This is a genomic window from Rhodococcus sp. 06-221-2 (genome assembly GCF_002258365.1).
Taxonomy (GTDB): Bacteria; Actinomycetota; Actinomycetes; order Mycobacteriales; family Mycobacteriaceae; genus Rhodococcoides; species Rhodococcoides fascians.
In genome coordinates, this window is record NZ_NOYJ01000035.1 from 24,801 (window position 1) to 49,419 (window position 24,619).

Here is a 24,619-nt window from a genome sequence, read left to right on the forward strand (position 1 = left end):
ACCGACCGGTCAGCGTGCTCGCGACACTCGGTCTCCCAAGGCGGCACTGACCTTGCCATACCAGCCCAGCGGCCGGGTACCTCGAGTGGGTACATCCGCCAACAACGCCTCGGCTGTTTCCTCGGCATCGATCTTGTTGTCGCCGATGCCACCGGTCGCCCCGCGCTTGGCCCACCCCACCACGTAACACCCGGGCACCGGAGTGCCGTCGGCCGCGGTGACGCGGCCGCCCTCGTTACGGATGGTGCCGGTGATGTCGTCGAACGGGACGCCCGGCGACGGTGTTCCGCGATAACCGATCGCGAGCAGCACCAGCTCCGTCGAGAGAGTGACCGCGTGTTCACCCACTCCCACCTCGATGGACTCCACCGAGCCCTGCCCATGCACAGCAGAAGGTGCCCGCCCGAAGGCGAACACGATGCGACGCCCGTGCGCGCCGGATCCGAGATCGACTCGGGCCGCACCGGCCAGCGCCGATGCGGGAGCGGACAACGGCAGCCGGTCGATCGCGTCGAAAATTCCGTCCGGTCCCGCCACGACGACGTCGACTCCGGCGCGATCGACGAGCGCCTTGCACTCCGATCGTGTGAATGCCGCGAACTCCGGTCCTCGTCGAGCCAGGACGACCACCTCTCGCACGCGATTGCGACGGAGCTCTGCCAACGCGTGTGGGGCGATCTCGGTTCCGTTCAGAGAATCGGGATCGGCCGTGAGAATGCGCGCGGCGTCGAGGGCGACGTTGCCGTTGCCGATGATGGTGACGCGGTCGACGCCCGTGAGATCGATGGCGTCGGCGGGGACGTCGGGATGCCCGGTGTACCAGCCGACCAGGGTGCGCGCGCTGACCGAATTGTCGAGATCGACACCGGGAATCTCGAGCGCTCGATCCTTGTCGGCACCGACGGCATAGACGACGGAGTCGAACTTTCGAGCCAGCTCGACGTGATCGACGTCCTTGCCCACCTCGATGCCGAGCTTCATCGTCACGCGTGGGTGCGCGAAGATTCCGCGAAAGTGCTCGCTGATGCGTCGAGTGCCGAGGTGGTCCGGTGCCACGCCGTAGCGCGCCAGACCGCCTGCGGTCGGCAGCCGGTCGTAGAACGTGATCGTGGTTCCCGGCACGCGCAGCAGGGCTTGCGCGGTGTAGCAGGCCGCCGGACCGGTGCCCACTATGGCGATACTGACCGGAGGCAGCTCGTTGACCGTCGCCACCGGAAAGCGCGGCTCACCCCACTCCGCAACCGCCGGCTTGTCGCGGTAGTAATCCGCGTTGATCTCGGCGTAGATCTGCTGGTCCGGAGTCAACCGGGACACCCGGGTGATCGCGTCGACCGGGCACGCATCCGCACACGCACCGCAGTCGATGCACGATCGTGGATCGATGTACAGCAGCTCGGTCTTACCGAAATCCGGCTCGTCGGGGGTCGGATGAATGCAGTTGACCGGGCACACCGACAGGCAGGATGCGTCGTTGCAACAGTTCTGCGTGATCGCGAACGGCATGGGTTATCGGATGTCCTTCACGGCCTCGAAAAGAGTGGTCAGAGCATGTGCAGACGACGGTAGATCATCTCCGCCGGCTTGGTGATCAAACCGCAGTCGAGAAGAAATGCCATCAGATGCTCGCTCGAGGTGCGCATCATCGTGTGGTGGTGGGCGTTGTTCTTCGCTTCCTTCACCGCACGGTCGACATCGAGGCCCGCTGCTGCGTAGACCTCCTTGTTGACCATGTTGGACACGATCAGTCGAGCGGCGATCGCGACGACGAGCGCGCTGGCCTTGCGGCGAGCCGGACTCTTGCCTTCGATGTCTTCACGCATCTGCGCGCGCGCGAACGTCATGTGCCGCGATTCCTCGACGACATGGATCTTGCTGGTGGTGCGCACGAGGGGCAGGACGTTCTCGCCGCGCATCCAGTCGCGCTGCATGACGTCGAGAACTTCTTCGGCGACGAGGATGCCGCCGTAGGCGACCTCGGCGGATGCCAGGGCCTTGAATCCGCGGCCGAGTTCGATGCTCGACCGGCGCGGCAGGTACGCCTTGATGCCCATCTTCTGGCAGGCCCGAGCGAACATGATCGAGTGACGGCACTCGTCGGCGATCTCGGTGAGCGCGAACTGGAAATCCGAGTTGGACGAGTCCTTGCAGTACTGATCGCGCAACACCATCTGCTGCAGGATCATCTCGAACCAGATGCCGGTGCTCATGATCGAGCAGACCTCGTGGCGAGTGAGCGTGATGCGCTGTTCCTCGCTCATCTCGTCCCACAACTTCGTGCCGTAGAGCGTGCTCCACTCCGGATTGAGACCGTAGAGGGACGGATCGAGATCGGCCTCCCAGTCGACCTCTTCGGCCGGGTCGTACGACAGCTGGGCGGCGGAATCGAGCAAACGTGCGGAAACATCCTCGGGCTCGAGGACATCGTTCCTGGAGAGTGTGCTGGTCATCGCCGTCGTTCCTTTCATCGTCGAACAGGAGTGGTTAGCTGTTACGGAGATTACCAGGTACTTGTCGACACAGATAGTCACTCGGGCAGAATCGCCCGAATTCTTTTCGTCGGGGCACCTAGAGTTCGAGCGTGCAGAGAACGAAGAAGCGCCAGTGATCGCAGCACTGAGGTCCGCCCTCGCCCGCACCCCGATGCGCCTCTACGCGGCGGGAATGGTGTCGGCCAACGCCATCGGGGCGGTCATCGTCTTCGTGTTGGCGCGGTTCATCCTGCCGCTGCCGGTCGGATCGGAGGAGATCCTGTTCTGCTCTGGAGGTCACTCCGCAGGCTGCGCTCCTGACCGAAATTACCTGGCGTTCTTCGTCTACCTACCGGTCGCGATCGGTATAGGGATCGCGCTCGGACTTCGCGTCGCGAGACCGCTCGTCGAGTGGCTGCACACCGGCGGCACGCCGTCGGACGAGACCACGATCGCCGTGATCCGGCTACCCCTCCGGCAACTCGGCGTGCACGTTCTGTTGTGGGCGCTCGGTGTTGCGGTGTTCGTCGGCGTCAACGCCTCGGCCGGGGCTGCACTGTCGATCATCGTGGCCATCGCCGTCAGCTTCGGCGGACTGGCGACCTGTTCGCTGGGCTACCTGGTGGCCGAACGGACCCTGCGGCCGATCACCGCGGCTGTGATGGAGGTCAGCGAGGTCACCGACGCCGCGGCACTCGGCGTGAAACTGCGCGTCGTCCTGATCTGGGTACTGAGCACGGCCATTCCCATCCTGGGGCTCGGGCTGATCGGACTCGGCCGACTGATCGACACCGTCATACCCCCGGACGTCGACCTGTCCCCCGCGATGGTCTCACTGTCTGCCATCGCCCTCGTCGTCGGCTTCGGCGGCATGTTCCTCGTCGGTCGCTCGGTGTCCGATCCGCTGCAGCAGGTGAGCTCTGCCATGCAGCGAGTGGAGGCCGGTGCCACCGATACCCGCGTCGACGTCTACGACGCGTCCGAGATCGGCAGGCTGCAGAACGGGTTCAACAAGATGGTCGTCGGTCTCGACGAGCGCGAACGACTCCGTTCGCTGTTCGGCCGGCACGTGGGCCACGACGTCGCCCAGCGCGCGTTGGCCAGCGCGCCCCGTCTCGGCGGCGAAAACCGAACCGTCGCCGTCCTGTTCATCGACCTGGTCGGCTCGACCGCACTGGCCGAGCGCGAATCCGCCGCGACGGTCGTGGACCTGCTCAATCGGTTCTTCGCAGTGGTCGTCGAACACGGCGAGCGCAACGGCGGCTTCGTCAACAAGTTCGAGGGCGATGCCGCCCTGCTGATCTTCGGCGCTCCGGTCGATCATCCCGACCCGGCCACCGCGGCGCTGCGCACTGCACGCACCCTCGCCGCCGCGCTTCGCGCCGACGGCGGATTCGAGATCGGCATCGGCGTCACGTACGGGCCGGTGATCGCCGGCAACATCGGGGCCGAGTCCCGTTTCGAGTACACCGTCATCGGCGACACGGTGAATCAGGCTGCGCGGCTCACCGATCTCGCAAAAGACGACCCCGACACCGACGTGCTCACATCGTCGACGGTGCTCGAACACGCAACCTCGGACGAGCGGCAACTGTGGGAATCGGGTCGGTCCGTGACCCTTCGCGGGCGATCCGCACCGACGGTTCTGGCGGCTCCGATACTGCGCGGCGAACAGGCGAGCACACGGTAGAAAATTCGAAGGTTTCCCTTTCGGTGCCGATGGGGCATACCCCCCGAACCAACCCACCCATCGCGCTGGCGCGAGACATTTGCTGGTACAACGTCTCTCGCTCCGAAAGGCACCCATGCCCGCAATTCTGTTCGGCTCCATCAGCACTCTCGTCGACACCTCCGAGCTACAGCGACGCTCGTTCAACGAGGCCTTCGCCGCCCACGATCTGAACTGGAACTGGTCGCAGGACGACTATCGGTCCATGCTCGGATCGAACGGTGGTGCCGACCGCATCAGCGAATACGCGTCGAGCACCGGAACCGAGGTGGACGCGGCCGCCGTGCACGCCACCAAGTCCGAGATCTTCCAGCGATTGATCGGCGAATCCGACGTCAAGACGCGACCGGGCGTGGCCGACACGATCGACTCCGCGAAAGCGAACGGGTTGAAGGTCGGGTTCGTGACCACGACCTCGCGAGAGAACATCGACGCACTGCTCGCTGCCCTGTCTCCCGAGCTCACCGCCGATTCGTTCGACATCATCGTCGACGCCTCCTCGGTCGACGCTGGCAAGCCCGACCCCGCGTCGTACGAATTCGCCTTGAAGACGTTGGGCGAGAACGCGTCCGACAGTGTGGCGATCGAGGACAACGCCGGTGGAGTGCAGGCGGCAGCGGCAGCGGGCGTCACCTGTGTCGCGTTCCCGAACGAGAACACTGCCGGTACCGATTTCGGCTCGGCCACCGACACCGTCGATGCACTCGATCCCGAGCGCGTCCGCGCCCTGATTTCAGCCTGAGCGGAGCCTGCGGAGTGAGCATTTTGCCCGATCCTTCATCCATCTCAGGAGCAACAAGTGAGTAATCTTCAGGCCCAGGTCGTCGCCGGCGACCGATCGTTTCGTGTCGAGGGATACGAGCGGATCGAATACGACTTGATCTACGTCGACGGAGTGTTCGCGATCGAGAACACCGAATTGGCCGACAGCTACCGTCCGTACGGGCGCGCCCTGATGGTTGTCGACGAATCGGTGCACGCCATCTACGGCGACCGGATCAGTGCATACTTCGATCACCACGGTATCGCCCTGACAGTGGTGCCGGTCCACATTGCGGAGACCGCGAAATCACTGGAGACGTTCGAGCGCATCGTCGGCGAGTTCGACGCGTTCGGTCTCGTGCGAACCGAGCCGGTCCTCGTGGTGGGTGGTGGATTGACCACGGACGTAGCCGGTTTCGCGTGCGCGAGTTACCGCCGAAACACTCCCTACATCCGCATTCCCACCACGTTGATCGGCCTGATCGATGCGAGCGTCTCGATCAAGGTGGCCGTCAACTACGGCAAGCACAAGAATCGTTTGGGGGCCTACCACGCCTCTCAGAAGGTGCTGTTGGACTTCTCCTTCCTCGGCACATTGCCCGAGGATCAGGTCCGCAACGGGATGGCGGAGCTCATCAAGATCTCCGTGGTCGGCAACCTCGAGATCTTCGAGTTGCTCGAGCAGTACGGCCCGGAACTGCTACGCACCCGGTTCGGCCACCTCGACGGAACTCCTGAGTTGCGTTCGGTCGCAGACCGTTTGACGTACTCGGCAATCGCGACGATGCTCGAGCTCGAGGCACCCAACCTGCACGAGATCGACCTCGACCGAGTCATTGCATTCGGGCACACGTGGAGTCCCACGCTCGAGCTGACGCCGCCCGCGCCGTTCTTCCACGGCCACGCGATCAACATCGACATGGCCCTGTCGACGACGGTCGCCGAACAACGTGGCCACCTTTCGACGGCCGATAGAGACCGCGTGCTCGGAGTCATGAGCAGCATCGGACTGGCGTTGGACAGCCCGTACCTGACACCCGAGTTGCTGACCGAGGCAACAGCATCTATCCTCAAGACTCGGGACGGGATTCTGCGCGCCGCGGTGCCCGACCCGATCGGCACCTGCCGCTTCCTCAACGACCTGGAACCTCGCGAACTGGCCGACGTCCTGTCGTTGCACAAGAAGATCTGTCTGGACTTCCCACGGGCGGGCGAGGGTCTCGACATGTTCACCGCACCCACGCCGTGACCGATGCAGCCATGACGCCGCGTCCGGTCACCCCGACGACGATCCTGGCGCGCGAGCTCAGCGAGATAGCCTCGCTACTCGACGCCGACGCCGGGGTGACCGACGAGTTGACCACCCGTGTTCATCGGGCCCGCGATCTCGCCGCGGGACTCGACCCGTATCTCGACACCTGCACCACCTCCGAATCTGCGGCACTGGCCACGTTGGCGTCGCGGACCCGCTCTGCGGATTGGGGATCACGCGACGTGGTCTCCGGTTCCGGGCCCCTGGAGATGGAAATGCTCTCCGGCCATGTGGAGGGACGCTTCCTGGCGTTTCTCGTGCACATGACGCGGGCGACTCGGGTGCTCGAGATCGGTATGTTCACCGGTTACTCGGCGTTGGCGATGGCCGAGGCGCTGCCCGCGGGCGGCGAGGTCGTCGCCTGCGAGGTGGATCCGTACGTGGCCGAGTTCGCGCAGTCCTGCTTCGCGGAATCGACTGCAGGATCTGCCATCTCGGTGCAGGTAGGGCCTGCGCTCGACACTCTGCATGGGCTCGACGGGAAGTTCGATCTGGTGTTCGTCGACGCCGACAAGAGCGGATACCGCGGGTACGTGGAGTACCTGCTCGAGAGCGATCTGCTCTCCGACGGTGCCGTGATCGCCGTCGACAACACCCTGTTGCAGGGTCAGCCCTACGCTCCGCAGCCGAACGAGAACGGCCGGGCCATCGCCGAGTTCAACGACTATGTCGCGAACGACCCTCGCGTGGAACAGGTTCTGATTCCGTTGCGCGACGGTGTCACACTGATCCGGCGCACATGATCCGCACCGTTGCGGCGCTGATCGGCCTCACGGTCACCCTCCCCGTCGACCTCGCGGCGGTGGGGGTGGCGGCGCTGCGAGGTACCCGGCCCGTCGCCCATCGAACCGATTCGCCCAGAACGATTCTGATCAGTGGCGGCAAGATGACCAAAGCCTTGCAACTCGCACGGTCCTTCCATCTCGCCGGCCATCGGGTGATCCTCGTGGAATCGGCGAAGTACCGCTGGACCGGACATCGTTTCTCCCGCGCTGTCGACCGTTTCCATTGCATTCCCGACCCGGGTGATTCGGGATATGCGCAGGCTCTGCTGGACATCGTGCGCCGCGAGGGCGTCGACGTCTTCGTGCCCGTGGCAAGCCCGGCTGCGAGTATTCACGACGCCGACGCGCGTGCACTCCTCGATGCGCACTGCGAGGTGATCCACGGCGACGCGGATACCGTACGGATGGTCGACGACAAGTCCCGATTCTCCGAGCACGCAGCGTCATTGGGACTCCGTGTTCCCGACTTCAGGCGCATCACCGACCCCGCCCAGATCGACGAGTTCGACTTCGAGCCGGGTCGTGAGTACATCCTCAAGCGGATCTCGTACAACCCGGTCGGCCGAATGGATCTGACGCGGTTGACGGCGCACACGCCGGAACGCAACTCCGCGTTCGCCCGGAGCCTGCACATTACCGAGAACGACCCGTGGATCCTGCAGGAATTCATCGCCGGACAGGAGTACTGCACGCACGGCACGGTGCGCGAGGGTCGCCTGCAGGTGTACGGCTGCTGCGTGTCGTCCGCCTTCCAGGTGAACTACGAGATGGTGGACAAGCCCGAAATCCTGCGCTGGGTAGAGACATTCGTCTCCTCGCTCGACACCACCGGGCAGCTTTCGTTCGACTTCATCGAGTCCGCCGCCGACGGACGGATCTACGCCATCGAATGCAACCCGCGCACCCACTCGGCCATCACGATGTTCTACGACCACCCCGACCTGGCTGCCGCGTACCTCGACGACGGGCATGCCGAGATCGTGCCGCGTGCGACGGCCCGGCCGACGTACTGGATCTACCACGAGCTGTGGCGTCTGATCACCGAGGGTGATCGAGTATCACGGCTCCGCACCATCTTTCGAGGCAAGGACGCCATCCTCACCGGTTGGGATCCCCTGCCGTATCTGTTGGTACATCATCTTCAGATTCCGTCGTTGCTGATCCGGAACCTCCGCGAGCGGCGTGGCTGGTCCCGAATCGATTTCAACATCGGCAAACTCGTGGAAAACGGAGGCGACTGATGACGTTGTCGGTCGTGGTGCTCGTCGGGTCCTCGGTGGACCGCTTTCACAGTGATCTCTCTCGGGTCTACGCCGGCGGCTTCCTGGGTGCCCTCGGTAACGACCCCGCGTACGGTTTCGAGATCGCGTTCGTCTCTCCCGGCGGCCTCTGGAGTTTCCCCACCGATCTCGAGGATTCGAGTATCGCTGCGGCGCAGCAGATGCCGTTGGCACAGGCGGTGGAGCACATCGCGGTGCGAGACTTCGACGTCATGGTTCCGCAGATGTTCTGCATGCCGGGTATGACGACGTACCGCAGCCTGTTCGATCTACTGGGCGTGCCCTACCCCGGCAACGGTCCGGACCTGATGGCGTTGACGGCGAACAAGGCCCGCGCCCGCGCAGTCGTCGCGGCGGCCGGCGTGCGTGTTCCCGACGGCGTGGTCGTCCGATCCGCCGACGACGTGATGGACCTCGCCCTGCCTGTCGTGGTCAAGCCCGTGGATTCGGACAACTCGATGGGTGTCTCGCTGGTCCACGGTTCCGACGGGCTGGCACCCGCGATTCGAGAGGCTCTGACGTATTCGCCTGCTGCACTGGTGGAGACGTACGTTCCACTGGGTCGTGAAGTTCGGTGCGGGATCATCGTCCGAGACGGCGAACTCGTGTGCTTGCCCCTCGAAGAGTACGCCGTCGACTCCGTCCGCAGTAGTGCGGACAAGTTGAATCGCACATCCGACGGCGATCTCTACCTGGTCGCGAAAGAGCAGACCAGAGCGTGGACGGTCGACGTCTCGGATCCGATCACCGAAAAAGTCTGGGCAGCAGCACGATCGAGTCATGTCGCACTGGGATGTCGACACTACGGCCTGTTCGACTTTCGCATCGACCCGGACGGCGAGCCGTGGTTTCTCGAAGCCAGCCTCTACTGCTCCTATTCGCCGTCCAGCGTGTTGGCGGTGATGGCCGCAGCCGCGGGCATCACCGTCGAAGAATTGTTCGCATTCGCGCTCGAAGAACTGCCGGTGAAGGAGTCGTCGTCATGACGTTGGGAACCGAGATGGCCGATCTGAACTTGGAATCGGTTTCAATAGAGCAACTTCGAGAGCTCCTCGCCGAACACGGGGTGTTGATCCTGCCGAACCAGCCCGTCGACGATCAGCGCTTCCTGGCGTTCCTGCGCCGGTTCGGAGAGTTGATGTTCACCGAAGGCGAGACGCCTGTTCCCGACTGTCCGGATCTGAACGTCATCAGCAACGTCGGCCGTTCCACGCCGCCGAAGTCCACGTTCCACGTCGACACCACCTACATTCCGAATCCTCCCGCCTACACCGCGTTACGCGCGGTCGAAGTTCCCGCGGCCGGAGGCAGTACGTTGTTCAGCGACCAATACGCCGCATACGAGACGCTTCCAGCGGAAGTGAAGGAGCATTTGGCCGGGCGCACGGTGACGCACCGAGTGACCGGCGTGGCGTCGGATTCCGATTCTTCCGCCGACCATCCACTCTTCGCCGTTCACCCGATATCGGGACGCACCGCGCTGTCGCTGTCCGCGCCCGCTCGCTGTGTCGCGATCAGCGGACTGACCGAAGACGAAGCACGAGACACCGTTCGCTACCTCGTGGAGCATTCCACGAGGGAGGACAACCTGCTGCGGCACAACTGGTCCCCCGACGACATGGTGATGTGGGACAACAGGTGTGTGATGCACCGCGCCGATCACAGCGGGGTGGTCGGCAACCGGGTGATGCACCGCGGGATGGTGGCGAGCACCCACCCGACTGCCTCTGTGTGACCGATGACTCAAAGATTTGCCGCCGCGGCTCACGCCCGGAGAATCGAGTCATGACTTCCCCCTTGGCGATCAGCCGCGAAACAGCCGTCGGCGCCGAAGCTCGTCTGTCCTGGATCCTGTCCGGACTGGCAGGCATGGTGGGTGCGGTCGCGTTCCTGCATTCCGCCGGCTACTTCGTGACATTCATGACCGGCAACACCGAACGAGCCGTCGTCGGACACTTCGGCCATCCGGAGGGCAAGGAGGTGGCACCTGGAGCATCACCCTGGGCCGCATTGGCACTCATGGCGGCGTTTCTCGGCGGCGTGATCGTCTCGTCGATCTGTCGGCGCCGCTATTGGTCCAACCACCCCCATGGAGCGACGGTGTTGACCACCGTTGCGCTGGGAGCTGCGGGTCTGATCGACATCGCTGTCTCCGGGTGGTCGTCGGCAAACGTGAACTTCTACCCGATCCTCCTCGTCGCCTTCGCGCTGGGCGCGTTGAACACCGCGTTCACGAAGAAGGAGGAGACGTACATCCCGCTCAGTTACGTCACCGGAACGGTGGTCAAGCTCGGCCAGGGAATCGAGCGTCACCTCTTCGGCGGCGGAACACACTACGACTGGCTCTGCTACGCAACGCTTCTGGGCTCCTTCGCGGCGGGAGGTGCTGTCGGTGCGTTCATCGGCGTCGTGATCACCGGGCCGCAGGTGCTACTGCTCACTGCGCTCATCAGCTTCGGTGCAACGATCTTCACGTTCACCCACACCGAACGGAACTCGTTGCTCGGCTGATCGGTGGCTGATCGGCTAATCGGTGACCATCGGGGATGCGCCGACGATCGTGCGCAGCATTCGGTCGACGACGGGACGTGGCAGCCGCGATCCGATCAGCACCTGCCTCCCCACGAGACCCTCGATCATGACCACGAGCATCTCCGCATCCCCCTGGGGGTCTTCGGATTCCAACGACGCGACTATCCACTGGGTGTACGCGACGAACGCGGCCCGCTGAGAGTCGAACAGATCGCGGATTTCCCGATCATGTTGCGCTTCACCGAGCAGGATGCTGCGCGCGATCACTCTTTTCGTTGCTTCTCCGGTGGTCATCGCCTCGATGAAGTCGATGATGCGGTTCACGACGATGTCCACGGTGAGTGGTTTGACATCGACCAGACCACCGAAGGTCGCGCCGGCAGTGTCGTAGTCGCGGGCGAACAACAGCTCGAGCGCCAGGTGCAACAGTCGTCCGCGAGTGGGCGCGTGGTAGTTGACCGACCCGGGGCTCAATCCTGCTGCAGCGTCGACCGCCCGGTGCGTCAAGCCGCGAAAACCTTGCGTTGCCAACACTTCGATTGCTGCCGCGGCGATTTCGTCGCGCCGACGCACTCTCGACTCGTCGTCCTTGGGACGGGCAGGACTCATAGCACGGAGTCTAGTGCCCCACCATTGACAGTTGCCGAAGTCACGTCATAGTCTCAACCGATGTTGAGGAACCCCGCCCGATGAGCCGCGGCCCGTCGAGACGACGAATGATGGTGGGTGCCGCCGCGGCTGCAGCCACGGCTGTGTTCGGCCCCGCGGCACGAGCGGTCGCAACTCCCGGCACCGGTTCGAGTGAAGACTGCGGCGAGCGGTACCAGGGCTACCGCGACATCGACCGAGGACGGCCCTATGCCCATTTCTTCGCCGCACGGACGACACCGGCACCGGCCGTCGTGACCGACGCAGTCGGGGGGCCGCCGATAGCGCCCGAGTGGGTCCCGCACTTCGATTCCATCACAACCGATCTCGCGCCGACGGGATATTCGGCGATCGAAACCGGCTACGGACGACGCGCCGACGGCATGACGTTCGTGGCGGTGCACACCGCGATGCCCCGGGTCACGGCAGCGATGTGGGATTGGTGGTTTGGTTGGCATTCCGCCGAGGCGGCCCGCTACAAACTGTGGCACCCCGATGCCCACCTCCACGCCGCGCTCGCCGAGGACCGGACGGCCCACGCGATACCGGACAGGGCGAAGTACATCGGCAACACATCGTTCGTCGACGAGTACGTCGGCCCGAAGCTTCAGCAGCTGGGTATCGGCTTCCGTGACCCTGTTGCGCACGGTTTCGACATTCCCGCAGACCAAACGGTCGTCTTCGGCCGAGTGGGAAGTTCCATCGCACCGGTGGATCTGGGCTGGCTCGCCCATCAGGTTCGGCCGGTGCAGGGCGGTGCCGAGATGCGCAGCCGGTTCTATCTGAACCAACGGGGATTGCACGTTCCCGATCCGAAGCAGGCCGTGTGCGCAGTTCGCCGGGGTGCGTCCGTGGATCCGGGCGACCTCGTTCTCGGACTCGACCTCGCCCGAGATCTGCTGCTGCACTGCGGACAGGAGATGAACCATCTCGCAGGGTTTCTGCCGGAGCTGCACGCAGAGTTCGGCGGTTGATCCGTCCACGAGGGGCAGCTAGTGGCCCAAGAAGACTTTCGCCAGCACGATGAGCGCCGCGACGACGGCAGTGGCGAGCCCGATCACCAGGGCCCGAAACGTCGGACGGTTCCCGCGAATTCGTTCCGTGACAATCGGTATGGTGGCGATTCGTACGACGATCACCGCACCGGCCAGCAGTTCGGCCCATTGCGCCGGAAGCACCGACAGCCACCCGAGAGCCAGCATCGCCGCCGGAAACGTCCCGGAGCTCAGAATGGGGACTGCATCCCGGAATTCCTCGATGGCCTCGAATGTGCGCTGTTCGTCTGTTGCATCACCGTGCGCCTCCGGTATCTGGCTCCCGGCGACGAAATCTGCGAACACATGCGCGAGAAAAGTCGTTGCCGCAGTGGCCGCTACGAGAACGGCCGCCGTCCCGTGCCCGATGGAACTCGGCGTGGAGGCGGCAACCGCGGCGAGGACCAGGATGTTGCCGTAGATGTACGCCGAGAGCCTCCTGGCCGCCCGAACGGGCGACAAGGGGCCGTCGGACCGGGTGACCAACCGACGATAGAGATGGGTGCCGCCGGGGCGGTGTCCGGGATCGGTCATGCTGCAGATCGTCCCACGTGGCCGGCGATCGGTCGACGAATCATCCCTGCTGGTCGGCCAGCCACTGCCGAATATCGTCCGTGACGGGCTCGACCATGTCGTCGTACTCGTGATGTTCGCCGACGAACGCGGCCACCAACGGACAGATCGGAACGGCGTGCTTGTTCTCGGAACGCGTCGCGTCGAGCGCGTGCCGAACGACGATCGTGGCCAGACCACGTCCGCCGTAGGCCGCATCCACTTCGGTGTGGAAGAAGACGCGCCTGCCCTGCTCGTCGTCGGCGAACTCGGTGAAGCCGACCTGCGTGCCCTCGACCGAAATCGTGAACCTGTCCGCCTGCTGGTCGATCTCGACCTCGACACCGGTTTTGTCGACCGTCATTCGCACTCCTCGTTCGTCACAGGCGCACACCGCACCCGTTTGCACGATCGTCCCTCGAGACCGCGCGTCTGTACAACGAAGGGAAGTTGTCACGGCTCCCCCTGAAGGTCCGGCTCGTCACCGCGGATGGTCTCGGTGTGGATGGTCGACAGATCTCGCAAGAGTTCCGATGCCATGATCACCGACAATTCCGCGCCGGTGTGAAAGACATGGACGATCTTCTGCTCCGCCCACAGGGCCGGGCTCGACACGTTGAAGCCGGGAAACGCCATGATCACTGCCGTCGTGCGATCGTCCAACGGCTTGTTCAGTGCGATCTGTGCGCCCTTGTCCTGTGGGTCCTCTCGTCTCCACCCCCTTCGGCTCAGCGCGAGCAGTTGTTCGGTAGTGGTCTTTCGTCCTTCGAGTGCGGACATCGCAGATGCGACATCCGCACGGAACACCTCGCGTCGAACCTGCGCGAAGGGCTGCTCCGGCATGAACTCCCAGCTGCCGAGCACAGTGTCCATCGTTGCCGGGTGCGCCACGACAACCGGATCCTCGTCCCGAACCTCGACATCGCGACCGTCGGCACCGACAGGGACGCGCAACTCGGAGAATCGGAAACAGCGACCGTTCGTTGTCGACCACACCAGACGCCCGCAGAGTTGCCAGGTCAACGGATGACCGACGAGATGCGCCCGAACCTGTGCCATCGTCCAACGCCGCTGGTTCACCATTGCCTTTTCGAAACGAGAAATGAGTTCAGCGCGCACGCCGTCGAGATCTTTCCGGAGTTCGGTGTACCGACGGTATTCCTCACGCGCGCTGTCGGAATCGCCACGACCGGGCCGAGGCACGCGGTCGCGGGGTCTACCGTCACTGTCTTCGACCACGATTCGTAATGCGTGATCGAACCTGAGCACGAACGTTCGATCCCCGTAATCGAAGGTCGTCGTTCCGTCCTCGTCCAGCCCCAGGTTCGGCACCAGTCGATCGGCAAGTTCGAGCGGAGTCAGACCGAGCTCGTCGGCAATTCGATGAATCAAGTTGTCGGCCTTGGCCCGAAGCGCAGGAAACCGCAGCCCCTGGGAGATCGACCACAGGTGGCCGAGCGCTGCGTCGGTGCCGATCGAGGCGAGGGCATCGAGCCCCATCGCGGCACGTCGGTGCCCGGACTGCAGCGGCCAGGTCTTGATCAACGGAGTCAGCCGCCGCGCCGTATCGTCGTCGCCCACCGTCCCGAGCGCGTCGAGAGCCCAGCTCTGCGCCTCCGGGAAGCCGGCCCGCGACCATCTCTCGAACACGTCCCAGACGAGATCGACCAGCCCACGCCGATCGACGAGTTCTCGAACGATATCGACTCCGGCGTACACCTCGTCCATACGAGACAGGGCGAGCATCGTGCAGATATGGCGTACCGCGTCGCCCGGAAGCCGAGCGCCTTCTCCCCGTGAAGTCAACGGCGGAAGCAACACCGGGTCGAGCCAGTCGGGGATCTGCGGAATGTGTCGCGGCAGCGCGAACAGAGGATCTGCGTCGACGATGCCCTCTACCGCTGCGCCGGCAGACTCTCCGTACGACCGAGCTGCGGTGACCACGGCGTCACGATGCCCCCGCCGCGCCAGAGTGCGCAATGCTTGTTCGGCGAGCGTCCGTTTCGGCCCGAGGTGGCCGAGAGCGAGGGGAACGAGATCAATTACTGCAGTGTTGATATGGCGATCGAACCACTCGAATGCCACCGGCCTGAAAGACTTCTTGTGTAACCATTCGAGCATTGTCGCTGTCACGATCTCACCGACGATGGGGAGCAGAACCTGCGCTTGCCCGGCCGGCGCGGCGAGGACGGCCCGAAGCACGAAGTCGAGTGCATCCTCCTCGAATCGGGCCAGCAGGCGCCGAAGGGCGCTCACGTCTCGATACCCGTAACGCGGTGTGGGGGCGTACGCCAGAACCGGGCGTAACAGACGCTCCGGGGCATACGCGAGTTCGTGCATCGACCAGTAACCGGCACCTCTACCGAAGGCGGCGACCACCTCCGGCCAGTCTCGGCGCCCCAGATAGGGCACGTAACCATCGACGGCTTCGACCCACTGGCGTTGCTCGTCGACGCGCCAGACGATACGCGGCGGCGATCGGGGATGATCGAGCCGAATTACCCGATTGTCATCCCGATCGGCAAGGTCGGCCCGGTCGAGCCACGGCGGATCACGGAGCAGCGCGGGCACATCCGCTGGATCGAGAGTCGGGACAGCCACGTGCTCGGATTTCGTCAACTCCGGGTGGACTCGCTCGAGATCCCGGCGCAGCCGCTCGGCCTCCGGACCCGATGCGCCGGGCAGTAACCGTGCGGCCCGCTCGGGAGATCGACCTATTGCATCGATCATGGCGGGCTCTGCGTACTTGCTGCCCAACCGGGCAAGTAGGTGCTCGAACCCCGAGTCGGTGTCGATCTCGCTCAGTATCCCGGCACACCATTTCTTGTGCTGCGCAGACAGATTGCCCTCGAAGAGCTCGGCAACGAAAGGCTCGACGCCCGGCCCGATATTAGCGCACAGCGCATAGACGAAGTTCATGCTCATCCCGGTGGACCAGAGTGCGTGATCTCGCGTTTCCTCGAGGGCGAGAACCTTGTCGATGGACTCGACCGAGTCGACGCTGGCCAGCAGGTAGTAGCAATAGCCCCGGTAGAAGCGGTGGACGGTGGTCGCCCGCTCGATGTCTGCTGCAACCCAGTGTTGTTGGGTCGGAAAGAGGAACGAAGTCAAGATATTGCACCCGATATGCACCCCGCGAAACGACGCGAGCCTGTCCACCGCGGCCGTGTAGTCCCCGTCGGGCAGGGCTGCCAATGCAGTCCGGACCCTGCTTGCTGCGGCGCCGAACGCGACGTTGCGAAGGTCGTCGGGATCTCGCTCGCCCAGCGAGTGCCGGGCGCGAGATCGATCCGGCACGAGCTCCCGGGTAACCAACTCCACACGTACGGCCTCGGCGAGCATCTCGGCGGCGAAGGTCGCACCGAATCGACCGATGACGAACTCCACGAACGGGACTCGCATAGTGTGCTCGGGCTGGTCGGTGACCACCGTCAGGGTCACAGCTGCGCCTGACGGGGTCACATCGGCACCCGACCCGAGCCCGTCGACGAATGCGTGCGCCGCCGCGGCGTACTGGGACACCGACTCGGGGTGGTCGACAGTTTCGCTGAACCGTTCAGCCGTTCGGCTGAGCAGATCGTCGATGGCGGCAGCTTTGGCAACGAGAGCTCGCGTGGCCGCACGAGCGCTGGTTCTCGGTTGTGGTGAGCGCCCGTGAAACGCCTCGCCGCGGCGCCACCACACTGCGGGAACCTGCCATTCGGTCTGCTGCGCACTCACCCGTCGACCCTAGATCAGGCACATCGAACGTACGGGTCGTCCCGGTACCTCCTCGGCTATCCCGTCCAGCTGTACACCGAAACCCAGTCCAGCAACAGATGCCCGTTGCTGTTTCCGGTGCCGTTGGTCTCGGTCTGCAGTTCCCAGCGCATCGGACCCGAGGGAACCCACTTGGTGCTGTCCAGAACCACGGTGTCGTCGAGGATGTAGCGAACGCGGCCCGGGGACCATTCGATGGTGTACGTGTGCCAATCGGTGAAGTTCGCGCCGATGTTCTGGGCGACGTCCTGGCAGCCGCCGACGCACGAACCGGCACCCGAGTAGTGATGGAATCCGCCGACCTGCCCCGCGAGACTTCCTTCGGGAAAGTCCATTTCGCCGTCCGCAGGCCATCTTTCGGACTGCGGCCACAGCAACCATGCAACGTAGTACTCGGCCAGAGTTGCCGAATCGACCTTGAATCGCGCTGTGTATCTTCCGTACGTCTGGTTCTGCCCTGCCGCGTTGATCACCGGCGAGACGCTGGCCCCTGCCGGGACACCGTCGACATTGTGCAATCCGTAATCGAGCAGGCCGTCGTGCGTGGACAGCACGGCGTCCGCTCGGTACGGGCGCTTCTGATAGGTGTCCTTGTAGCACTTGGGGTACGTACGCCACTGCTGATTCTGAGCACCGACGTAGACGATCTTGGTGGGATCGCAGTCGTTGGCCCAACTGCCGACGGCGGAAGGCTTCGCGAAGTCGTCGACGAAGATCTGCTTCCACCCGGGTAGGTCGCCCACCGGAGCGGCTACCCCGCTGGGCGTGGTGGACGGAGTGGTCGGTGGCGTCGCGGGCGGTGTGGTCGTCGTGGGCGGTGTCGTCGGAAACGGCGTGGTCGCGGTGATCCACTTCTGAGCAGCAGACCCGTTGCATTTCGCCAACACCGGTCGGTTTCCGTTGACCTCACGCGAATTCTGAATGCACAGGCCGGTCTTCTGCAGCAACGAGATCGAGCCGTCCCCACGGATCGACCATTGCTGCGCGGGCTTGCCGTTGCACGCCCACGTCGTCAACGAGACGCCGGCCGCCGCGTAGCCCGATGCCGGCGACAAGCATCGGCCCTGCACTCGAATCGTGGCGTCCTCGGTACCGGTCCACGTCTGCGCGCCGGTACCGTTGCAATCCCAGATCTGGACGGGATTGTTCTGTCCGGTGAGGCCGCCCTTGTTGTCCAGGCAGAACCCTGCGGGCGTCTTGATCTGTCCCGAGGTGGCGGCCGCGGCCTGTGGCACGTGAACTACGAAAGCCGAAAGTAATACGGTGGTTCCGAGCGTCACCAAGGAACGCTTCAGAACAGCACGGCCCGAAACAGTCATGGTTTCATCCTTCGAGAGACCGAACATCGCATTGGATACACGGCGGATAAATACAACTGATTGCCGGCATCTCGAATCATAGGGATGATTCAGACATTGCGCAGTGAATTCGCATTCACCCTTAAACGCCTGGTCAGAGGCATAATTGAAAGAAATACGACCGGTACGAATTAGAGATTAAATATTAAACTAGTTGCTCCGAATCGAAAATCTATTCACGCGAATCGAATTGTCGAGCAAATCGTGCATCTGGACTTTTTACGACGTCATACCGATCATTTCGCTGGCAAACGAGCGCATCGCCAGCCCCGTGCAGGATCCGGCGCGACAATTCGAGGGACGGTGCGCACAGCATCGCGGCTTCCCGAGCACCGGGTCCGGAAAGCGGCACCGAACACCCTCTGTACGGTGGAGCGAAGGACCTCGACCGCGCATCACAAGGGAAAGGAACTTCATGGATCGGCCACAGAGGCTGGAGAAAGACCCGAACAAAGGCTTCGTAGCGCTGCTGGGCTGGAGTTTGGCCGCAGTGGAAGCCCTGGACGCGTTCGATCGACGCTACGTCGTCGTCGCGCCCGAGTGGGCCGAGGCGTACTGCACCGAGCATGACATTCCGTACCTACCGTGGAACTTCGAGCGACTCAACGACAGGTCCCTCGAGATCGCGGAGACTCTCCGAGACAAAGGCGTCGATGTAGCGATACCGCTGTACGAGGAGACAGTCGAGTGGGCCGGGGCCATCAACTCCGTACTGCTGGGCAATCCGAGGTTGTTCGGCCAGGCGATGCTGCTCCGAGACAAAGCGCTGATGAAGCGCCGTGCACAGCTCGGTGGCATTCGTGTCGGCATCTTCGAGGAAGCGCACGATCGTGAGGACGTTATCCGCTTTCTGCGCCGGGTGAACCAGACGCTGCTCAAACTCGACGGTGACCCGAACGACCCCATCCACCTCAAGGCCTTCGACAAGGCAGGATGCCTGGGCCACCGCGTCATTCGGACTCCCGACGAAGTCGACTCCATCCCGGACGAGGAGTTCCCGGTACTGATGGAGTCGCATCTCGACGGCTGGGAGTTCGCCGTCGAGGCGTGGATCCACAACGGAAAGATCAAGTTCCTCAACATCTCCGAGTACGTAACGCTCGGATACTCCGTCTTCGTTCCCGCGACGCCGGAACTCGAGAAGTATCGCGAGCAGATCACGGTGCAGATCGAGAAGCTCATCAAGGCGTTCGACATCGAGTTCGGGTTCATTCATCCGGAGTACTTCGTCACCAGCGACGGAGAAATGTACTTCGGCGAAGTCGCCTATCGTCCACCAGGTTTCAAGGTGTTCGAGCTCCTCGAGCGGGCGTACGGCTTCAACGCGTACCAGGGCCTGGCTCTCGCCTTCGACCCGAAGACCACCGAAGAAGAAATCGACGCCTTCTTCCCGCGCGAGGTGGTCGATGCCACCGGTCACGCGGGTTGCTTCGGGGTGTACCCACGGCGACGCGTCGTGAGCGATCTCGTCATCCCCGACGCGACCGCCGACGACGACTACTACGAGACCAACGACCTGTCGGCACCGGTCGAGGAAACCGTCACCAAGAGAACGGCTTTCGGTACCCACTGGGGCTTGCTGTACTTCTTCGGCGATGATCCGTACCGGATGCGCGACCTGCTCAAGCAACAGGAAGAACTGGACTTCTACGTGTGAAGCAGCAACTCGGCAACGACCACGAACCCACGACGCAGACGATGAACGACGCTGCACCGATCGACAAGGCTCTGGTGTCGCGGCTGGCGCAACTCGATCACGCCGTCGACGCGCTGGCCGCCGCACCGGAGTTCAGCAAGAGCACCAAGGTGCGACGGGTTCTGGATTCTGTTCACCGAGTGTTGTTGCAGCCCGGCGGTTGTGGCGCGGTACGCGAACGCGCCGCGGTGCTGGAGAACGCCGGGCTGTTCGCCGGTACTGACTGGGCGCAGCCGGACATTCTCGTTCCCGCGTTCGTGGGTCCGAGCCTGCGCAGTGGCAACGACGACACCGTGGTTCTCGAAGCAGCCAGCGAGTTGCGGATGGTCGCGATCGTCGCCGGTGAGTACGAGCATCCCGCAGTCACCGCCGACGATGCGCGACGCTTCCTCTCCCAGGTACTCGCGTTGAACCTCGAGGTGTTGTTCACCCCGCCCTCGGAATCGGAGCGAGTCCGTTCGGGGCGGACAGCACACCTGATCCGCGATCTCTTCGGCTACGTTGCCGGGGAGATCGGTTACGACAGTGTGCTGGACGAGTTGCTCGAGGAGATCTGGCGGATTCTGCGTCAGCGTCCGATCCAGGTCGACACCATCAAGTCCATGGTCACGCGCATTGCGATCTATCGCGACGACCCGACCGTCGATCTCGGCACGTCCGGTCAGGGACTCGATCGGTTGACCACGGCGTTGTTCGGCACCACGGACGCATGCCGCGAGGACCCGGGCGTGGAGGTCTACCGCAACCGGCTCGAGGCCATGGACGTCGAGGCACTGCAGTTCGAGGCCCGCGGTTTCGCACGGGCGATGCACGACACCGGTCTCGTTTCGCCGTACCACGCCACACTCACGCAGTATCTCGTCGACCACTACTCGTATGTCCTGCCCGAGGCCTTGGGGCTGTCCGACACCGGGCGTACGTGCCTCACTCGCTACCCGGAATTGGTCCACCGTCTGATCGAAGAAACCGTGTATCCCGAGACGGCGCAAAGTCTCTACGGATTGGCACTGCTCCTCGACCGCGGAATCCTGCATCAGCCGCCGATCGTGCCGTCCCTGTGGCGTCAGCTATCGCTGACCCTCGCGCCCGCAGTGCGAGAACGCTTGATCACCACTTTCGGTCCGGTTCCGGCACCGGAGTCGCGATTGCTCGGTGGGTTGCTCTCCATGCTCGGACAACCGCTCGGTGTCGGCCAGGGCGACAATCCCACGTGTCAGTCGGCGCGCGCGCTGTCGATGTGGGCCTACAACGATCCCGACTACCTGCTGCAGATGGTGGTGTGGGCGGCACGAGACGAAGAGATCGTCATGCACTTCGAGGGCCAGTCGATCTCGTCCGTCGACAGCGAAAGTGGTGTCGCGACCTCGGATCCGGTCGATCTGGACCCGGCATCGCTCATTCTGGTTCCGCACCTGGACCGGATCTACGCCGAGATGGTCCGACGCTGCGCCGACAGACCGGGCGATCCGCATCGCTGGGTCAATCCCGAATTCCACGGGTGGTGGTCGGCCCGCGAATTCCATATCGACGTGGACGTCGCGACCGGAAATCTGGTCGATCTGGATGGTTTCCTGCGGCAGTTCCATGCCGCTTATCACCCCGAGTACAACGGCCATCAGCCGCTGATCCACCCGCAACCCGCCGGGGTGGCCGTAACCGACAGCGCTGCACGGTATGTGGGGTGGCACGCCATCGCCATTCTGCGTGTTGCCCCCGATCCCGACGGCGTCATGCGGGTCTACTTCTTCAATCCCAACAACGACAGTGGGCAGGATTGGGGTGACGGAGTCGTCGTCGGAACGGCAGGGAACGGCGAACGCGCGGGCGAAGGCTCGCTACCGTTCGAGCAGTTCGCGTCTCGCCTGTACATCTTCCACACGGATCCGTTGGAAAAGGGTGAGCCGGAGAAGATTCCGAACGCGGACATCGACACGATCGTCGGTTACATCGAACGCAGTTGGGGTGCCGAGCGCTCGGCGCGGGCTGCGTATCAGCCGTTCCAGGAGTAGACCGAGACCCAGTCCAGGATCAGATTGCCCTCGCTGTTGCCGTCTCCCTTGGTTTCGGTCTGCAGCTCCCATCGCATCGGTGTGGACGGCACGAAGTCGGTGGAGTCCAACACGACCGTGTCGTCGAGGAGGTACCGGATCCTTCCCGGTGACCACTCCATGGTGTAGGTGTGCCAGTCGGTGAACTGCGCGCCGATGTCGAGGGCGGGCGTTTTGCACCCGTCGGCGCACGAGCCTTCGCCCGAGAAATGATGGAACCCACCGACGTTGCCCGACAGCGCACCTTCCGGGAAATCGAACTCGCCGTCGTACGGCCAGTTCTCGGATTGCGGCCAGAGCAACCATGCCGCGTAGTACTCGGACAGATCCGGTGAATCGACTTTCAGACGCGCCGAATATCTTCCGTACGTCTGATACTGGTCGGCACCGATCAGTGGAGAGATACTCGCTCCGGCTGGAACGCCGTCGACCTGACCGAGGTGGTACTGCAGCGCGCCGTCGACAGTGGACAGCACTGCATCGGGCCGATACGGGCGTTTGTCGTAGGTGTCGGGATAGCACGACGGATACGTGCGCCACCGCTGGCCCTCGGCTCCGGTGTAGACGACCTTCGAGGGGTCGCACTGATTGGACCAACTGCCGGTGGCGGACGGGGCGGTGAACTCGTCGACGAATATCTGCTTCCAGCCGGGCAGATCCCCGGTGGGTGCAGCAATTCCGCCGGGGTTGTCGGCGGTCGGTTCTGCGGCCGCTACCGGTGTCCACGTCTGCACCGACGAGCCGTCGCATTCGGCCAGCACGGCCACACGCCGAGAGGTCTGCCGTGCGTCGTCCGCAAGACAGAGGCCGGTGCCCGTCAGAGCGATCGCACCGGATTCGCCCGCGGTCCAACTGGCGACCGCACTGTCGTCGCAACTACCGAGGACAACAGGTACACCGGCTGCGGTCTCGCTGTTCTTCGGCACCAGACACTGCGATTGCGACCGAACCGTGCCGTCGGCCTCGGCGACTACTTGCTGCGCCGGCGTTCCGTTGCACGTCGCGAGACGGACGGTGTCGGTGTCACTTCCATCGAGGCAGAGCTTGTCGGGAGACTCGAACTGCCCGGTGAAGGTCACTGCAGACGGTGTGTCCGCGTCCGTGGTCGAGTCCCCGGAGAACACGCCGCAGCCCACGACGAGTACGGACACGGTCGCCAGCGTCCCCGTAGCGACAAGAGCCCTCCCCGTGCGGCAACCGCTACCCCACCGACCGAGACGCGAACGTGCACGAACAATCCGCATCGGGGTCGTCCCCATCGTTGCCTCCAAAGTGACGATCCGTCCCAGCCGAGGGTACAGATCGTCAGCAGGAGCAACTTTCGAGAAGCTTACGGAGCGAGATCAGTCCTTCTTGTCGAGCGATTCGGGCTTGTGCACTGCGTCCTTTCCGGACTTGTCACTTTCGACGCGGTACTGCGGGTCGTCTTTCGAGGCTTTGACCTTGCGGCCGGCGGCTTCGGTCTCGGAGGTGATCTTCTCCTGCACCGTTCCCTCGGTGGTAGTTCCGTGGGTCTGCCATTCGACCTTGTCGCCCTTGTGCAAATCGTCCTTCGACATGTTCCGGTGATCCCTTCGTCGGTGGTCTGTCCATCGACACTTACCCACGAGCGCGTCGGCGCAATCAGCTGGTTCCCAGAGCCGGAGCCAGTGTGGTGAACCAGGCCTCTCGCAACTGGTCCTCGAACAGCGGCCAGGTATGCGCACCTTCGTCGCGCATGGATACCGTCGCCGGAACGTCGGCCCGACGCAGGGCGTCGACGAAGATGGACGTGCAGTAGTTGACCATCGCTTCGACCGCCATGCCGCCGAACGGCGGAACGGCACCGTCGGGAATGCGATCCACGGCGCCGGGCGCACCGCGTGACGAGCTCACGTACACCGCCGTTCCACGAAGTCGTTCGACATTGAGCGACGGGTCGTGGTCTCGCCATCCCTGACTTCCCGGCAACCCCCACATGTTGAACGGGTTGTTGAGTCCGCCGGCGATCATGGCCGAGATGCCTGCGGTGGCAAGCGGATTGGACGGTGCCGGGCATCCGCTGAACGACGCGGCCGCGTCGAACACGTCGGGAGCCTGGATCGCCAGATCCAACGCCGGGCCACCGCTCATCGACAGGCCCGCGACGCCGCGCTTGCCCGTCGAGCCGTAAGCAGCGTCCACGGCCGCGGGTAGTTCACGGCTCAGATAGGTCTGCCAGAGGTTGATCCCCAGCACCGGATCGGTTGTCAGCCAATCGGTGTAGAAGCTGAACCGACCGCCGATCGGTGCGACGACGGTGACGTTCTTGTCGAGGAAGAACTGTTCGACGCCGGAGTTGTTGAGCCAGCCGACCCCGTCCTCGTTGCCGAGGGCACCGTTGAGCAGAACCAGCGTGGGCGCGGGACCACCTCCGGGCGAGTGCAGCACCTCGTTGGAGATGACCCGATTCATGGACGGAGAGAACACGTTCAGCACCGCGCGCGTTGCCGACACCTGGTGGATTCCGACGGCCCCGACTGCCGCATCGGCCGATCCGGTAGTGCCCGGCAGCGCCTGCGCCGCGTTTCCGGCCAACACTATCGACGCCAGTACGGCCGCCGTCACCACCGCGGTGGATCGCGTCAGCTTCTTTCTCATCTGTCCCACAGGCAACATCAGCACCATACGAGGGTTG

At 63.9% G+C, this 24,619-nt stretch carries 21 protein-coding genes; 11 read left to right on the plus strand and 10 right to left on the minus strand.

The genetic code is table 11. The features are described from left to right. Positions 1-9: 9 nt before the first annotated feature. Together CH281_RS21850 and CH281_RS21855 are read right to left on the minus strand one after the other, a co-directional pair. Positions 10-1,503: an FAD-dependent oxidoreductase gene (locus CH281_RS21850; RefSeq protein ID WP_051365042.1), complete on the minus strand. Its 1,494-nt coding sequence runs from the start codon at positions 1,501-1,503 to the stop codon at positions 10-12. A gap of 38 nt (positions 1,504-1,541) precedes the next feature. Next, entirely contained in the window at positions 1,542-2,447 is a 906-nt protein-coding gene (locus tag CH281_RS21855) for an AurF N-oxygenase family protein (RefSeq protein WP_027495752.1), read from the minus strand. A 154-nt stretch (positions 2,448-2,601) separates the two neighbouring features. Here CH281_RS21855 and CH281_RS21860 point away from each other — a divergent pair, with 154 nt between their 5' ends. From CH281_RS21860 to CH281_RS21895, 8 genes are all read left to right on the plus strand, one after another. After that, positions 2,602-4,158, plus strand: a complete 1,557-nt coding sequence (locus CH281_RS21860) for an adenylate/guanylate cyclase domain-containing protein (RefSeq protein WP_051365041.1) — start codon at positions 2,602-2,604, stop codon at positions 4,156-4,158. Positions 4,159-4,273: 115 nt separating this feature from the next. After that, a complete protein-coding gene (locus CH281_RS21865; protein WP_032366799.1) occupies positions 4,274-4,939 on the plus strand; it encodes an HAD-IA family hydrolase in 666 nt (221 codons plus the stop codon). A gap of 57 nt (positions 4,940-4,996) precedes the next feature. After that, positions 4,997-6,208, plus strand: coding sequence for a sedoheptulose 7-phosphate cyclase (locus CH281_RS21870; protein ID WP_027495749.1), 1,212 nt, complete (start codon positions 4,997-4,999; stop codon positions 6,206-6,208). Next, a complete protein-coding gene (locus CH281_RS21875; RefSeq protein WP_236253865.1) occupies positions 6,205-7,014 on the plus strand; it encodes an O-methyltransferase in 810 nt (269 codons plus the stop codon). Before CH281_RS21870 ends, CH281_RS21875 begins: the two co-directional genes overlap by 4 nt. Beyond that, positions 7,011-8,297: an ATP-grasp enzyme gene (locus tag CH281_RS21880; RefSeq protein WP_094695502.1), complete on the plus strand. Its 1,287-nt coding sequence runs from the start codon at positions 7,011-7,013 to the stop codon at positions 8,295-8,297. The genes CH281_RS21875 and CH281_RS21880 overlap by 4 nt, the downstream gene beginning before the upstream one ends. Further along, a complete protein-coding gene (locus tag CH281_RS21885) occupies positions 8,297-9,322 on the plus strand; it encodes a D-alanine--D-alanine ligase family protein (RefSeq protein WP_094695503.1) in 1,026 nt (341 codons plus the stop codon). The genes CH281_RS21880 and CH281_RS21885 overlap by 1 nt, the downstream gene beginning before the upstream one ends. Continuing rightward, a complete protein-coding gene (locus CH281_RS21890) occupies positions 9,319-10,071 on the plus strand; it encodes a TauD/TfdA dioxygenase family protein (RefSeq protein WP_094695504.1) in 753 nt (250 codons plus the stop codon). The genes CH281_RS21885 and CH281_RS21890 overlap by 4 nt, the downstream gene beginning before the upstream one ends. Positions 10,072-10,121: 50 nt before the next feature. Further along, positions 10,122-10,847 carry a YoaK family protein gene (locus tag CH281_RS21895; RefSeq protein WP_045842079.1) on the plus strand — a complete coding sequence of 242 codons (726 nt, stop codon included), beginning with the start codon at positions 10,122-10,124 and terminating at the stop codon, positions 10,845-10,847. 15 nt (positions 10,848-10,862) lie between these two features. Here CH281_RS21895 and CH281_RS21900 read toward each other — a convergent pair whose 3' ends face one another. Continuing rightward, positions 10,863-11,477, minus strand: coding sequence for a TetR/AcrR family transcriptional regulator (locus tag CH281_RS21900; RefSeq protein WP_051365040.1), 615 nt, complete (start codon positions 11,475-11,477; stop codon positions 10,863-10,865). A gap of 80 nt (positions 11,478-11,557) precedes the next feature. On the opposite strand from CH281_RS21900, the gene CH281_RS21905 reads away from it, so the two are divergent. Continuing rightward, positions 11,558-12,490, plus strand: a complete 933-nt coding sequence (locus tag CH281_RS21905) for a DAPG hydrolase family protein (RefSeq protein WP_256983968.1) — start codon at positions 11,558-11,560, stop codon at positions 12,488-12,490. A gap of 18 nt (positions 12,491-12,508) precedes the next feature. Here CH281_RS21905 and CH281_RS21910 read toward each other — a convergent pair whose 3' ends face one another. From CH281_RS21910 to CH281_RS21925, 4 genes are all read right to left on the minus strand, one after another. Then, a complete protein-coding gene (locus CH281_RS21910) occupies positions 12,509-13,084 on the minus strand; it encodes a hypothetical protein (RefSeq protein WP_094695505.1) in 576 nt (191 codons plus the stop codon). A 40-nt stretch (positions 13,085-13,124) separates the two neighbouring features. Next, positions 13,125-13,466, minus strand: a complete 342-nt coding sequence (locus tag CH281_RS21915; protein ID WP_057473637.1) for a GNAT family N-acetyltransferase — start codon at positions 13,464-13,466, stop codon at positions 13,125-13,127. 89 nt (positions 13,467-13,555) lie between these two features. After that, positions 13,556-16,822, minus strand: a complete 3,267-nt coding sequence (locus CH281_RS21920) for a DUF4132 domain-containing protein (RefSeq protein WP_094695506.1) — start codon at positions 16,820-16,822, stop codon at positions 13,556-13,558. A gap of 56 nt (positions 16,823-16,878) precedes the next feature. Further along, positions 16,879-18,180 carry a glycoside hydrolase family 16 protein gene (locus tag CH281_RS21925; RefSeq protein ID WP_094695507.1) on the minus strand — a complete coding sequence of 434 codons (1,302 nt, stop codon included), beginning with the start codon at positions 18,178-18,180 and terminating at the stop codon, positions 16,879-16,881. A gap of 454 nt (positions 18,181-18,634) precedes the next feature. On the opposite strand from CH281_RS21925, the gene CH281_RS21930 reads away from it, so the two are divergent. Together CH281_RS21930 and CH281_RS21935 are read left to right on the plus strand one after the other, a co-directional pair. Then, the gene (locus tag CH281_RS21930; RefSeq protein ID WP_032399260.1) at positions 18,635-19,876 is read left to right on the plus strand and encodes an ATP-grasp domain-containing protein; all 1,242 of its coding nucleotides are present in this window, start codon (positions 18,635-18,637) and stop codon (positions 19,874-19,876) included. 41 nt (positions 19,877-19,917) lie between these two features. Beyond that, positions 19,918-21,924 (plus strand): hypothetical protein, encoded by a 2,007-nt coding sequence (locus CH281_RS21935; RefSeq protein ID WP_032367296.1) that lies wholly within the window; start codon positions 19,918-19,920, stop codon positions 21,922-21,924. Here CH281_RS21935 and CH281_RS21940 read toward each other — a convergent pair. From CH281_RS21940 to CH281_RS21950, 3 genes are all read right to left on the minus strand, one after another. After that, the gene (locus CH281_RS21940) at positions 21,906-23,114 is read right to left on the minus strand and encodes a ricin-type beta-trefoil lectin domain protein (RefSeq protein WP_256983969.1); all 1,209 of its coding nucleotides are present in this window, start codon (positions 23,112-23,114) and stop codon (positions 21,906-21,908) included. The genes CH281_RS21935 and CH281_RS21940 overlap by 19 nt on opposite strands. A 192-nt stretch (positions 23,115-23,306) precedes the next feature. Then, positions 23,307-23,522, minus strand: a complete 216-nt coding sequence (locus CH281_RS21945) for a DUF2945 domain-containing protein (RefSeq protein ID WP_027495736.1) — start codon at positions 23,520-23,522, stop codon at positions 23,307-23,309. 64 nt (positions 23,523-23,586) lie between these two features. After that, positions 23,587-24,582: an alpha/beta hydrolase gene (locus tag CH281_RS21950; protein ID WP_179274253.1), complete on the minus strand. Its 996-nt coding sequence runs from the start codon at positions 24,580-24,582 to the stop codon at positions 23,587-23,589. Positions 24,583-24,619: the final 37 nt, after the last annotated feature.